Consider the following 13,489-nt stretch of genomic DNA (forward strand, 5'->3'; position numbering starts at 1 on the left):
CAAGGCTGGCTCCTACGGGTTGTGTCTGTTCAGCCTTGATCCGGCCAGTTCCAGGCCGGTTCATCCAGCATGCCCTGCCCGACGATACCGGTCTGCCCCAAGGTCTTCTCCAGGTGGATCGAGTTGCAGTCGTCATCCTCCTCCAGCGCCGCCACCAGCCGGGGCGCGTGCGACACCACCCAGACCTGACATTCCCGCGCCGCGCGGCGGATCAGGCGCGCCAGTGCCGGCAACAAGTCCGGGTGCAGGCTGGTCTCCGGCTCGTTGAGCACCATCATGCTTGGTGGGCGCGGCGTGAGCAGGGCCGCCACCAGCAACAAGTAGCGCAAGGTCCCGTCGGACAGCTCCGCAGCGCTCAGCGGCCGCAGCAGCCCGGCCTGGTGGAAACGCAGGCCGAACAGCCCGCCGGGCTGGGCGTCGACCGCAAGCCGGGCGCCGGGAAAGGCGTCACCCACCGCATCCTGCAGCGCCTGCAGGTCGCCGATCTCGTCGATGGTCTGCAGGGCGGCCGCAAGGTCGCGGCCGTCGTGGTGCAGCACCGGCGTGCGCGTGCCCAGCCGTGACTGCCGGGCAGGGGCTTCGGCATCGGTACGGAAATGGTCGTAGAAGCGCCAGCTGCGGATCTGCTCGCGCAGATGCGGCACTTCGGGGGAGCCCTGGAGGCTGCCGACCTGGTCGAACAGGCTGTCGAACTCGGTCATGTGCTGGTGCAGCACCTGCCATTGGCGCCCGTCGCGGGCCTTGACCATCCCTGCGTTGCGCTGCACCAGCTGGCTGGCCGGGCGGCACAGGGGGCCGGCCCAGATTGTCTCCTGCTTGATCTGCGGGTCCAGGGCGAACTTCGACCGGCTGGGTTCGGGCAGGCCGAGGCTGATCGCGTAGCCGAAGTCTTCGCCGGCGAAACCCATCTTCAGGCGCCTGGCCTGCTGGCGTGGCCCGCCTTCCACCGGTACCTCGCCGTTGAGCATGCGCCGGGTGAGCTTCTCGGGGCCGGCCCAGAAGGTCGACTCCAGCCCGCCCTCGGCAGCCAGCGCGTTGACCACGCCGCCGCGGGCGGTCTCGGCCAGCAGGCGCAAGGCCTTGTACAGGTTGGACTTGCCGCTGCCGTTGGCACCGGTGATCACGTTGAGCCGCCCGAGCGGCATCACCAGCTGGTTGATCGAGCGGTAGTTGGCAATGGCCAGGGTGGTCAGCATCGGCGGGGTCCTTGAGCGTCAGGCTGGCATTATCGCCGATAGCGTTTCGCTTTGTTGGGCCGACATCGGTGCCGTTTGTCCATCCCTGATCTACGCTTCAAACGCATCCCTCTCACCCTTTGTCGAAGCAAGGAGCCTGCATGACGGTAATACGTCTGCCGATGGTCGTTTGCCTGGGGCTGCTGTTCATGCTTGCGGGTTGTGGCAAGGAGCAAGCCGGGCCGGTGTTGCCCAGGGTGGCGGTGCAACAGGTGCAGCCCACCGATTTCGCCGCCAGGGTCACCTTGACCGGCGATGTGCAGGCAAGGGTGCAGACCGACCTTTCGTTCCGCGTGGGCGGCAAGATCATCGCGCGCAGCGTCGATGTGGGTGACCACGTGAAAGCCAATCAAGTATTGGCGCGCCTGGACCCGAAAGACCTGCAGAACACGGTCGATTCCGCCAAGGCCGAGGTGTTCGCCGAGCAGGCCCGGGTCACCCAGACCAGCGCCGCGTTCGTGCGCCAGCAGAAGCTCCTGCCCAAGGGCTACACCAGCCAGAGTGAATACGATTCCGCCGAAGCCGCCCTGCGCAGCAGCCAGAGTGCGCTCAAGGCCGCCCAGGCGCAACTGGCCAACGCCAACGAGCAGTTGAGCTACACGGCGCTGGTGTCGGAGGCCGCCGGGGTGATCACCGCGCGCCAGGCCGAGGTCGGCCAGGTGGTGCAGGCGACCATGCCGATCTTCAGCCTGGCCGTCGATGGCGACCGCGATGCGGTGTTCAATGTCTATGAAGCGCTGCTGGTGAAAGCGCCCAGCGACGAGGGCGTCGTGGTCAGCCTGCTGGACAACCCGGCGATCAAGGCCGAGGGCCGGGTCCGCGAGATCACCCCGACGGTGTCCGCCGAGAGCGGCACGGTGCAGGTCAAGGTCGCGCTGCGCAACGTGCCGGCCGGCATGCAACTGGGCTCGCCGGTCACGGCCACCGGCAACACCCAGGGCCGGCCCAGCATCGAGCTGCCCTGGGCGGCGCTGACCAAGGCGCTGAAGGACCCAGCGGTGTGGGTGGTGGGTGAGGGCGACAAGGTCGAACTGCGCAAGGTCCAGGTGGCGCGCTACCTCACCGGCAAGGTGGTGATCGCCGACGGTATCAAGGGCGGTGAAACCGTGGTGGTGGGGGGTGGGCAACTGCTGCACCCGGGCATGCAGGTCGAGAAGGTCAGCGCCAAGGACGGAGGAGCCGCGCCATGAAGCGCCAGCTGTTGATACTGTCCGCCAGCCTGGTGCTGGTTGCCTGCGGCGGCGAGGAGGTGCAGCCCGAGGCGGTGCGCCCGGTGCTGTCGACCCTGGTCGAACCCCAGGTGCAGTCGCAAATGGGCCGCTTTGCCGGCGCCATTCAGGCCCGCTTCGAAAGTACCCTGGGGTTCCGGGTGTCCGGGCGCATCGCCCGGCGCTGGCTGGACGTGGGCGCCCGGGTGAACCCGGGTGATACCCTGGCCACCCTTGACCCGACCGACCAGCAGAACCAGCTGCGGGCCGCCGAAGGCGACCTGGCCAAGGTCCAGGCGCAATGGATCAACGCCCAGGCCAATGCCCGCCGCCAGCAGCAGCTGTACGACCGTGGCGTCGGCGCCCAGGCCCAGCTGGACATCGCCCAGACCGACCTGAAGACCACCGGCGCCGCGCTGGAACAGGCGCGTTCGGCGGTCAGCCAGGCCCGCGACCAGCTCGACTACAGCACCCTGCGCACCGACCACGCGGCGGTGGTCACCGCCTGGCAGGCCGAGGCGGGGCAGACCGTAAGCGCCGGCCAGGCGGTGGTCACCCTGGCCCGTCCCGACATCAAGGAGGCGGTGATCGACCTGCCGATCCCGCTCGCTGAACAGTTGAACAAGGGGCTCACTTTCACCGTCGCCTCGCAGCTCGACCCCAGTATCAACACCACCGCCACGCTGCGTGAACTGGAGCCACAGGCGGATGCCACCACCCGTACCCGGCGTGCGCGGTTGACCCTGGCCAGCACCCCCGATGCCTTCCATCTGGGCACTGCGATCAGTGTCACCCTGACCTCGGCGGTGAGCCCGCGCAGCCAGCTGCCGCTGACGGCGTTGCTCGAACGCGACGGCAAGACCCAGGTGTGGGTGGTCGACCCGCAACAGAAAACCGTGGCTACCCGTGACGTCACGCTGATCGGGCGTACCGCCGACAGCTTCGTCCTGGCCTCCGGCGTGCAACCCGGCGAGCGGGTGGTGACGGCTGGAGTGAACAGCCTCAAGCCCGGCCAGAAGGTCACCTTCGATGAGGACGTGCAATGAAAGGAAGCTTCAACCTCTCGGAATGGGCGCTGAAGCACCAGTCCTTCGTCTGGTACCTGATGTTCGTCGGCCTGCTGATGGGGATCTTCTCCTACTTCAACCTCGGCCGTGAGGAAGACCCGTCCTTCACCATCAAGACCATGGTCATCCAGACCCGCTGGCCCGGCGCCACCCAGGACGAGACCCTGTACCAGGTCACCGACCGCATCGAGAAGAAGCTCGAGGAGCTCGACTCCCTCGACTACGTGAAAAGCTACACCCGCCCCGGCGAGTCCACCGTCTACGTCTACCTGCGCGACACCACCAAGGCCAAGGACATTCCCGAGATCTGGTACCAGGTGCGCAAGAAGATCCAGGATATTCGCGGGCAGTTCCCCGCGGGCATCCAGGGCCCTGGCTTCAACGACGAGTTCGGCGACGTGTTCGGCTCGATCTACGCCTTCACCGCCGACGGCCTCACCCTGCGCCAACTGCGCGACTACGTGGAAGTGGCGCGGGCCGAAGTGCGCGAAGTGCCCAATATCGGCAAGGTCGAGCTGATCGGCACCCAGGACGAAGTGCTCTACCTGAACTTCTCCACCCGCAAGCTGGCCGCGTTGGGCATCGATCAGCGCCAGGCCATGCAGGCCCTGCAGCAGCAGAACGCGGTGACCCCGGCCGGGGTGATCGAGGCGGGCCCCGAGCGCATCTCGGTGCGCACCACCGGGCAATTCGCCTCGGAGAAGGACCTGGAGACGGTGAACCTGCGTATCAACGACCGGTTCTTCCGCCTGGCCGATATCGCCGATATCGAGCGCGGCTACGTCGACCCGCCGTCGCCGATGTTCCGCTTCAATGGCCAGACCGCCATCGGCCTGGCGATCGGCATGAAGGCCGGCGCCAACATCGAGGTGTTCGGCGCGGCCCTGAAAGCACGGATGGACAGCATCGTTCGCGACCTGCCGGTGGGCGTGGGCGTGCACAACGTGTCCGACCAGGCTGTGGTGGTCAAGCAGGCCGTCGGCGGCTTCACCAGCGCGTTGTTCGAGGCGGTGGTGATCGTGCTGGCGGTGAGCTTCGTCAGCCTGGGCATTCGCGCGGGGCTGGTGGTGGCCTGCTCGATTCCGCTGGTGCTGGCGATGGTCTTCGTGTTCATGGAGTACAGCGACATCACCATGCAGCGGATCTCGCTCGGTGCGCTGATCATCGCCCTGGGGTTGCTGGTGGACGACGCGATGATCACCGTCGAGGTGATGGTCACGCGCCTGGAAATGGGCGAGAGCAAGGAGCAGGCGGCCACCTTCGCCTATACCTCCACCGCGTTCCCCATGCTCACCGGCACCCTGGTGACGGTGGCCGGCTTCGTGCCGATCGGCCTCAACGCCAGTTCCGCGGGCGAGTACACCTACACCCTGTTCGCGGTGATCGCCGTGGCCTTGCTGGTGTCCTGGGTGGTGGCGGTGTTCTTCGCTCCCGTGCTGGGCGTGCACATTCTCAGCAGCAGCAAGCTCAAGCCTCATGAGGCAGAACCCGGGCGCGTCGGCCGGGCGTTCGAGGGCGGGCTGCTGTGGTGCATGCGCCATCGCTGGCTGACCATCATCGGCACGGTGCTGCTGTTCGCCCTGTCGATCTTCAGCATGCGCTTCGTGCAGAACCAGTTCTTCCCGTCGTCGGACCGCCCGGAAATCCTGGTCGACCTCAACCTGCCGCAGAACGCCTCGATCGAGGAGACGCGCAAGGTCGTCGACCGCCTGGAGGCGAGGATCAAGGACGACCCGGACCTGGTGCGCTGGAGCACCTACATCGGCCAGGGCGCGATCCGCTTCTACCTGCCCCTCGACCAGCAACTGCAGAACCCGTACTACGCCCAGCTGGTGATCGTCAGCAAGGGCTTCGAGGAGCGCGCCGGCATGATGGAGCGCCTGCAGAAGCTGCTGCACGAGGAGTTCGTCGGCGTCGGCACCAACGTCCAGTCGCTGGAGATGGGCCCGCCGGTGGGCCGGCCGATCCAGTACCGGGTCAGCGGCAAGGATATCGACCAGGTGCGCCGGCATGCCATCGAGCTGGCGACCCTGCTCGACAGCAACGAGCACATCGGCGAGATGATCTACGACTGGAACGAGCCCGGGAAGGTGCTGCGCATCGAGATCGCCCAGGACAAGGCGCGCCAGTTGGGGCTGTCGTCCGAGGACGTGGCCAACGTGATGAACAGCATCGTCAGCGGCGTGCAGGTCACCCAGGTCAACGACAACATCTACCTGGTCAATGTGGTGGCCCGCGCCGAGGACAGCGAACGCGGCTCGCCGGATACCTTGCAGAACCTGCAGATCGTCACGCCCAGCGGCACCTCGATCCCGCTGCTGGCCTTCGCCACCGTGCGCTACGAGCAGGAGCAGCCGCTGGTGTGGCGCCGCGACCGCAAGCCGACCATCACCATCAAGGCTTCTGTGGTGGGTGATATCCAGCCCACCGACCTGGTGGCCGAACTCAAGCCCAGCATCGATGACTTCGCCGGCAAGCTGCCGGTGGGCTACGACGTGGCCACTGGCGGTACGGTGGAAGAGAGCGCCAAGGCCCAGGGGCCGATCGCCGCCGTGATCCCGCTGATGCTGTTCCTGATGGCGACCTTCCTGATGATCCAGCTGCACAGCGTGCAGAAGCTGTTCCTGGTGGTCAGCGTCGCGCCGCTGGGGCTGATCGGCGTGGTGGTGGCGCTGGTGCCCACGGGCACGCCGATGGGCTTCGTGGCGATCCTCGGGATCCTCGCCCTGGCCGGGATCATCATCCGCAACTCGGTGATCCTGGTGACCCAGATCGACGAGTTCGAGGAGCAGGGCTACACGCCCTGGGATGCGGTGGTGGAGGCGACCAACCACCGCCGTCGGCCGATCCTGCTGACGGCGGCGGCGGCGAGCCTGGGCATGATTCCGATTGCCCGGGAGGTGTTCTGGGGGCCGATGGCCTACGCCATGATCGGCGGCATCATCAGTGCAACGCTGCTGACGCTGCTGTTCCTGCCGGCGCTGTATGTGGCCTGGTACAAGATCCGCGAGCCAGAAAACAAAGCCCCGAAATCGCATTGACCCTGGTAGGAGCGGATTTATCCGCGATCACGGGCACCGCCCGTGCCGAGCGTTGCGGTGCCTGCATCGCGGATAAATCCGCTCCTACAGAGTAGTTATATAAACATTCTTAAACAGTATTTTTAAGAATATCCGCGCCTCACTACTATGGCTCTCACGCCAGGCGCAAATCCCCTTCAAAACCTCTGCCCGGCACCCTTACTCACAGGAGAACGAGCATGAGTGCATCTCTGCGCAGCATCGACGGTCAGGACGAAGCCACCATTCTGCGTGAAATCCAGAGCGCACTACGCGACCTGCGCTTCGGCGCGGTGGAGATCACCGTGCACAACGCCCAGGTGGTGCAGATCGAACGCAAGGAGAAGTTCCGCCTGCAGCAGCCCGGCGGCAAGTCCGGCTGACACCGCATCACTTCAAAAATTAGAAAAATGCCAATCGGGAGCTTCACCATGTCCATCCGCCGTTATGCGCTTGCCGCCCTGGCCAGTGCCGTTTTTGCCGGTTCCGCGATCGCCAAGGACTACGAACTGCTGAACGTGTCCTATGACCCGACCCGCGAGCTGTACCAGCAGTACAACGCCGAGTTCATCAAGCACTGGCAGGCCGCCCACCCAGGCGACCAGGTGAAGATCCAGCAATCCCATGGCGGCTCCGGCAAGCAGGCCCGCGCGGTGATCGACGGCCTGCGCGCCGATGTGGTGACCCTGGCCCTGGCCGGTGACATCGACGAAGTCGCCAAGCTCGGCAAGAGCCTGCCGGAGGACTGGCAGAAGCGCCTGCCGCAGGCCAGCACCCCGTACACCTCGACCATCGTGTTCCTGGTGCGCAAGGGCAACCCGAAAGGCATCAAGGACTGGGGCGACCTGATCAAGAAGGACGTCTCGGTCATCACCCCCAACCCGAAGACCTCCGGCGGCGCCCGCTGGAACTTCCTCGCCGCCTGGGCCTACGGCCTGAAGAGCGGCGGCAGCGAAGACAAGGCCAAGGCCTACGTGCAGGAGCTGTTCAAGCACGTGCCGGTGCTCGACACCGGGGCCCGTGGCTCGACCATCACCTTCGTCAACAATGGCCAGGGCGATGTGCTGCTGGCCTGGGAGAACGAAGCCTTCCTGGCGCTCAAGGAAGACGGTGGCGCCGACAAGTTCGAGATCGTCGTGCCTTCGCTGTCGATCCTGGCCGAGCCACCGGTGGCGGTGGTCGACAAGAACGCCGAGAAGAAGGGCAACGAGAAGATCGCCGAGGAATACCTCAAGCATCTGTACAGCCCGGCGGGCCAGCAGATCGCCGCGCAGAACTTCTACCGCCCGCGTGACGAGAAGGTCGCCGCCGAATTCGGCAAGCAGTTCCCCAAGCTGGACCTGGTGACCATCGACAAGGACTTCGGTGGCTGGAAGACTGCACAACCTAAGTTCTTCAATGACGGTGGGGTGTTCGACCAGATTTATCAGGCACAGTAAACGCCAGGGAAAAGCGGGGCCGCTGTGCGGCCCTTTCGCGGCACAAGGCCGCTCCTACAGGAGATCGCGTGCCGTTGTAGGAGCGGCCTTGTGCCGCGAAAGGGCTGCGCAGCAGCCCCGGGATTCAGAAGCTAGCACCAGCCCGGGAGCCTTTCCGGGCTTCGTGCGTTCAACCAGGGACCTTTATGTCACGTCGCATTTCCCCCGTCATACCCGGCTTCGGGCTGACGCTGGGCTACACCTTGGTGTACCTCAGCCTGATCGTGCTGATACCGCTGGCCGCCATGTTCATCCATGCCGCGCAGCTCACCTGGGAGCAGTTCTGGAACATCGTCAGCGCACCGCGGGTACTGGCCGCGCTGAAGCTGAGTTTCGGCACCGCCCTGTTCGCCGCCATCATCAACGGTGTGATCGGCACCCTGCTGGCCTGGGTGCTGGTGCGCTACAGCTTCCCCGGGCGCAAGGTCATCGACGCGATGATCGACCTGCCGTTCGCCCTGCCCACCGCCGTCGCCGGTATCGCCCTGACCGCCCTGTATGCCCCGGCGGGCTGGGTCGGCCAGTTCGCCACCGACCTCGGTTTCAAGATCGCCTATACGCCGTTGGGCATCACCCTGGCGCTGACCTTCGTCACCCTGCCGTTCGTGGTGCGCACGGTGCAGCCGGTGCTGGCCGACATTCCGCGTGAAGTGGAAGAGGCCGCCGCCTGCCTGGGCGCGAAACCGCTGCAGGTGTTCCGCCACGTGCTGGCGCCGGCGCTGCTGCCGGCCTGGCTGACCGGCTTCGCCCTGGCCTTCGCCCGCGGCGTGGGCGAGTACGGTTCGGTGATCTTCATCGCCGGCAACATGCCGATGAAGACCGAGATCCTGCCGCTGCTGATCATGGTCAAGCTCGACCAGTACGACTACACCGGCGCCACCGCCATCGGCGTGCTGATGCTGGTGGTTTCCTTCATCCTGCTGCTGCTGATCAACCTGCTGCAGCGGCGCATCGAAACCCCTTGAAGGAGGCCGGCAATGTCTAGTCAAACCCTCGGTGCAACCGCCGCCGCCAACGCCGCCCGGCGTGGCAGCGCCACCTCGCGCCGCGTGCTGATCACCCTGGCCTGGATCGTCTTCGCGCTGTTCCTGGCACTGCCGCTGGTGATCGTGGTATCGCAGGCGCTGAAGAACGGCTTCGGCACGTTCTTCGAAGCGATCTTCGAGCCCGACGCGCTGTCCGCGCTCAAGCTCACGCTGCTGGCGGTGGCCATCTCGGTGCCGCTGAACCTGGTGTTCGGCGTATCCGCTGCCTGGTGCGTGAGCAAGTACACATTCCGCGGCAAGAGCATCCTGGTCACCCTGATCGACCTGCCGTTCTCGGTGTCGCCAGTGATCGCCGGCCTGGTCTACGTGCTGATGTTCGGCGCCCAGGGCCTGTTCGGGCCATGGTTGCAGGACCACGATATCCAGATCGTTTTCGCCCTGCCGGGCATCGTCCTGGCGACCATCTTCGTCACCGTGCCGTTCGTGGCCCGCGAGCTGATCCCGCTGATGCAGGAGCAGGGCACCCAGGAAGAGGAGGCCGCGCGCCTGCTGGGGGCCAACGGCTGGCAGATGTTCTGGCACGTCACCCTGCCGAACATCAAGTGGGGCCTGATCTATGGCGTGGTGCTGTGCACCGCCCGGGCCATGGGCGAGTTCGGCGCGGTGTCGGTGGTGTCCGGCCATATCCGCGGCGTCACCAACACCTTGCCGCTGCACGTGGAGATCCTCTACAACGAGTACAACCACGTCGCGGCCTTCAGCGTGGCCAGCCTGCTGCTGATCCTGGCGCTCTTCATCCTGCTGCTCAAGCAGTGGAGCGAGAACCGTATTAACCGCCTGCGCCACAGCGCCGCGGAGGAATGATTCATGTCGATCGAAGTTCGTAACGTCAGCAAGCGCTTCAACAGCTTCCAGGCCCTGGACAACATCAACCTGGATATCCACAGCGGCGAGCTGGTGGCGCTGCTGGGGCCGTCCGGCTGCGGCAAGACCACCCTGTTGCGCATCATCGCCGGCCTCGAGACGCCGGATGACGGCAGCATCGTGTTCCATGGCGAGGATGTGTCCGGCCACGATGTGCGTGATCGCAACGTCGGTTTCGTGTTCCAGCACTACGCGTTGTTCCGCCACATGAGCGTGTTCGACAACGTCGCCTTCGGCCTGCGCATGAAGCCCAAGGGCGAGCGCCCGAGCGAGAGCAAGATCGCCGAGAAGGTTCATGAACTGCTGAACATGGTGCAGCTCGACTGGCTGTCCGACCGCTACCCCGAGCAGTTGTCCGGTGGCCAACGCCAACGTATCGCCCTGGCCCGTGCCCTGGCGGTGGAGCCCAAGGTGCTGCTGCTCGACGAGCCGTTCGGGGCGCTGGATGCCAAGGTGCGCAAGGAGCTGCGCCGTTGGCTGGCGCGCCTGCACGAGGACATCAACCTGACCTCGGTGTTCGTCACCCACGACCAGGAAGAAGCGATGGAAGTCGCCGACCGCATCGTGGTGATGAACAAGGGCGTGATCGAGCAGATCGGTTCGCCTGGCGAGGTTTACGAGAAGCCGGCCAACGACTTCGTCTACCACTTCCTCGGCGACTCCAACCGCCTGGCGCTGAGCGAAGGGCATCATGTGCTGTTCCGTCCGCACGAGGTGTCGCTGTCGCGCCATGAGACCGAGGGGCACCACGCCGCCGAGGTGCGTGATATTCGCCCGTTGGGCGCGACCACCCGGGTGACCCTGAAGGTGGAAGGGCAGAGCGAGTTGATCGAAGCCGAAGTGGTCAAGGACCATGACAGCCTGACCGGGCTGGTGCGGGGGGAGACGTTGTTCTTCCGGCCGAAGGTGTGGCAGAAGGTGGCGGATATCTGAGCTGGCGCTTGTGATGAAAAACCCGGGCATGGTCCCGGGTTTTTTATTTCCTGAGAGCTATTGGGGCTGCTGTGCAGCCCATCGCGGCACAAGGCCGCTCCTACAGGGCACCACGATCTCTTTGTAGGAGCGGCCTTGTGCCGCGATCGAGGGCGAAGCCCTCGCAGCCAACTGATGCCTTGAGCGAATATTTTTAATGCCGATAAAGCATCGTTCGCGAGCTGTTTTGCGGCAAGCCACGAACGACGTGGGCTGTGGGCAGGCCATCAAAATAAATATTCCTTAAAGATCTAACTTTACGTTTAAACATTACTTTATGAGCTAAGCATCTGGCGCTGATGATTCAGCCACACACCTGAATCAACACCCCAGGAGCCTCAAGCAATGGGTAATGTCCAGACCGCCGCCCGGGCCTACGACCAGCCTTGGCGCCCTGCGCCGGGGGAGCTCGTCGAGCTTGGCCGCACCCTGCGCCTGCCGCTCGCGCAACTGCGCCTGCAACGCACGCCGGTCAGTGGCCTGAAGCGCCGCGACAAACTGGCGCTCGGCCTGCTGGTGCTGGTGCTGCACGGTGTCGCGGCGTACTGGGTCAGCCATCAGCCGACGCCCGAACTGCCGGTCGTTGCGCCGCAGATTCCGCCCATGACCATCGAATTCGCCGCCCCGGCGCCGCCAGTGGTCGAACCGCCGCCGCCAGCCCCAGTGGTCCAGCCGCCACCACCGCCACCAGTGGTCGACGAACTGGCCGCCAAGCCCGCGCCCAAGCCGGTCCCGAAACCCAAGCCTGCGCCCAAACCGGTGGCCAAGCCGCAGCCCAAGCCGGTCGAGGCGCCACCGCCAACACCGGTGGCCGCGCCCGCCCCCCCGGCACCTGCGCCACCCGCACCTGCGCCGGTCACCCCGGCGTCGGCCAACGCCGCCTACCTGAAGAACCCGGCGCCCGAGTACCCGCAGATGGCCCTGCGCCGTGGCTGGGAAGGCACCGTGCTGCTGCGGGTCGAGGTGCTGCCCAGCGGCAAGCCGGGGCAGATCCAGCTCCAGAAGAGCAGCGGCCGTGACGCCCTGGACGCCGCCGCGCTGGCCGCCGTGAAGCGCTGGAGCTTCGTGCCGGCCAAGCAGGGCGACGTGGCCCAGGTGGGCTGGGTCAGCGTACCCATCGATTTCAAGCTTCGTTAACCCGCGACCGCACAAAGGAAGGACTACATCATGAGCCTGTTGGCATCCCCCCTCGAATCCGTTGAAAGCGCGGTCATCTGGCTGCTGGTCGGCTTCTCCGTCGCCACCTGGGCGCTGGCCCTGGCCAAGGTCGTGCAGTTCGTGCGCCTGAAGAACCAGGACAAACGCTTCCACCAGCAGTTCTGGGCCGCGTCCAGCCTCGACTCCGCCGCCGAGCCCGCCCACGACCTGCCCGGCCCGGCCGCCCGCGTCGCCCAGGCCGGCTTCGCGGCGATCGCGGTCGGCGAGCCCGGCCAGGCCAGTGACCTGAGCCAGGCCATCAACCATCAGGACCGTCTGGAGCGCGCCCTGCGCCAGCAGATCGTCCGCGAGCGCCGCTCACTGGAAACCGGCCTGGCAGTGGTGGCCAGCATCGGCAGCACCTCGCCGTTCATCGGCCTGTTCGGCACCGTATGGGGCATCATGGAAGCCCTCAAGGGCATCAGCGCGGCGGGCTCGGCCAGCCTGGAAACCGTGGCCGGCCCGATCGGCGCGGCGCTGGTCGCCACCGGCGTGGGTATCGCCGTCGCGGTGCCGGCGGTGCTGGTCTACAACTACTTCCTCCGTCGCCTGAAGCTGACTGCGGCGGACCTCGACGACTTCGCCCACGACTTCTACAGCCTGGCGCAGAAGAGTGCCTTCCGCGTGCTGGTGCACCCGGCGGTGCAGCGCCAGCACACCGGCTTCACCCAACCTGTGAAGGAGGCCTCCTGACATGGCCTTCTCGACCCAGGACAGCGATGAAGTGTTGAGTGAAATCAACGTCACGCCGCTGGTGGACGTCATGCTGGTGCTGCTGGTGGTGTTCATTGTCACCGCACCGCTGCTGACCAACGCCATCCCCATCAACCTGCCCAAGACCGAGGCCGTCGCCCCGGTGGAGCAGAAGGACCCGTTGGTGGTGAGCATCGATGGCAGCGGCAAGCTGTTCATCAACAAGGACGAGATCCAGCCGGACCTGCTGGAGACCAACCTCAAAGCCGCCAAGAGCAAGGATGCCGAGCTGCGCGTGCAGCTGCAGGCCGACGATGGCGTGAACTACGGCGAGGTCGCCCGGGCGATGGCGGCCATCGAACGGGCCGGCATCAGCAAGCTGGCGGTGATCACCGCGCGCTGACCGGCAAGACCCTCTTCAGGCAAGCGATTCTCGCAGGTGCGTTGGGGCCATATCTCTTGGCAGGGGTTGGCCCCTTTTTTTATGCCCGAGCCAGCTTCCTGGGATCACTCGTTTTGGCCTTGCTCGGGAAATCTGACTTTCTGGTCAACTGCGCAAGAAGTTGCGCACTCGAATGTGGATAAGTGTGTGAATACATTGATGTAGGGCATGCGCAGCAAGGCCTACAGCCAACTGCGCAACTTTTTGCCACCACTGCGCAAGAAGTTG

The 13,489-nt window shown here is 65.6% G+C and carries 12 protein-coding genes; 11 read left to right on the forward strand and 1 reads right to left on the reverse strand.

Annotation, left to right across the window (positions count from 1 at the left end):
• Positions 1 to 29: 29 nt before the first annotated feature.
• A complete protein-coding gene (locus tag P5705_RS24925; protein ID WP_277463533.1) occupies positions 30 to 1,196 on the reverse strand; it encodes an AAA family ATPase in 1,167 nt (388 codons plus the stop codon).
• A gap of 140 nt (positions 1,197 to 1,336) precedes the next feature.
• Here P5705_RS24925 and P5705_RS24930 point away from each other — a divergent pair, with 140 nt between their 5' ends.
• The 11 genes from P5705_RS24930 to P5705_RS24980 all read left to right on the forward strand — a co-directional run bounded on the left by P5705_RS24930 (position 1,337) and on the right by P5705_RS24980 (position 13,222).
• Entirely contained in the window at positions 1,337 to 2,425 is a 1,089-nt protein-coding gene (locus tag P5705_RS24930) for an efflux RND transporter periplasmic adaptor subunit (RefSeq protein ID WP_277463534.1), read from the forward strand.
• On the forward strand, positions 2,422 to 3,489 hold the full coding sequence (locus tag P5705_RS24935) for an efflux RND transporter periplasmic adaptor subunit (protein WP_277463535.1): 1,068 nt from the start codon (positions 2,422 to 2,424) through the stop codon (positions 3,487 to 3,489). The genes P5705_RS24930 and P5705_RS24935 overlap by 4 nt, the downstream gene beginning before the upstream one ends.
• Positions 3,486 to 6,551: an efflux RND transporter permease subunit gene (locus P5705_RS24940; RefSeq protein WP_277463536.1), complete on the forward strand. Its 3,066-nt coding sequence runs from the start codon at positions 3,486 to 3,488 to the stop codon at positions 6,549 to 6,551. Before P5705_RS24935 ends, P5705_RS24940 begins: the two co-directional genes overlap by 4 nt.
• A 218-nt stretch (positions 6,552 to 6,769) precedes the next feature.
• Entirely contained in the window at positions 6,770 to 6,952 is a 183-nt protein-coding gene (gene oscA / locus P5705_RS24945; RefSeq protein WP_011536265.1) for a sulfur starvation response protein OscA, read from the forward strand.
• Between the two features lie 48 nt (positions 6,953 to 7,000).
• On the forward strand, positions 7,001 to 8,008 hold the full coding sequence (locus P5705_RS24950) for a sulfate ABC transporter substrate-binding protein (RefSeq protein ID WP_213658796.1): 1,008 nt from the start codon (positions 7,001 to 7,003) through the stop codon (positions 8,006 to 8,008).
• A gap of 185 nt (positions 8,009 to 8,193) precedes the next feature.
• The gene (gene cysT / locus P5705_RS24955; protein WP_277463537.1) at positions 8,194 to 9,012 is read left to right on the forward strand and encodes a sulfate ABC transporter permease subunit CysT; all 819 of its coding nucleotides are present in this window, start codon (positions 8,194 to 8,196) and stop codon (positions 9,010 to 9,012) included.
• Positions 9,013 to 9,024: 12 nt separating this feature from the next.
• Positions 9,025 to 9,897 carry a sulfate ABC transporter permease subunit CysW gene (gene cysW / locus P5705_RS24960; RefSeq protein ID WP_277463538.1) on the forward strand — a complete coding sequence of 291 codons (873 nt, stop codon included), beginning with the start codon at positions 9,025 to 9,027 and terminating at the stop codon, positions 9,895 to 9,897.
• 3 nt (positions 9,898 to 9,900) lie between these two features.
• On the forward strand, positions 9,901 to 10,890 hold the full coding sequence (locus tag P5705_RS24965) for a sulfate/molybdate ABC transporter ATP-binding protein (protein WP_277463540.1): 990 nt from the start codon (positions 9,901 to 9,903) through the stop codon (positions 10,888 to 10,890).
• 384 nt (positions 10,891 to 11,274) lie between these two features.
• The gene (locus P5705_RS24970) at positions 11,275 to 12,066 is read left to right on the forward strand and encodes an energy transducer TonB (RefSeq protein WP_277463541.1); all 792 of its coding nucleotides are present in this window, start codon (positions 11,275 to 11,277) and stop codon (positions 12,064 to 12,066) included.
• 30 nt (positions 12,067 to 12,096) lie between these two features.
• Entirely contained in the window at positions 12,097 to 12,819 is a 723-nt protein-coding gene (locus tag P5705_RS24975; protein ID WP_011536259.1) for a MotA/TolQ/ExbB proton channel family protein, read from the forward strand.
• A gap of 1 nt (position 12,820) precedes the next feature.
• The gene (locus tag P5705_RS24980; protein ID WP_011536258.1) at positions 12,821 to 13,222 is read left to right on the forward strand and encodes an ExbD/TolR family protein; all 402 of its coding nucleotides are present in this window, start codon (positions 12,821 to 12,823) and stop codon (positions 13,220 to 13,222) included.
• Positions 13,223 to 13,489 lie beyond the last annotated feature (267 nt).

Source organism: Pseudomonas entomophila (assembly GCF_029478665.1).
Lineage (GTDB): Bacteria > Pseudomonadota > Gammaproteobacteria > Pseudomonadales > Pseudomonadaceae > Aquipseudomonas > Aquipseudomonas entomophila_F.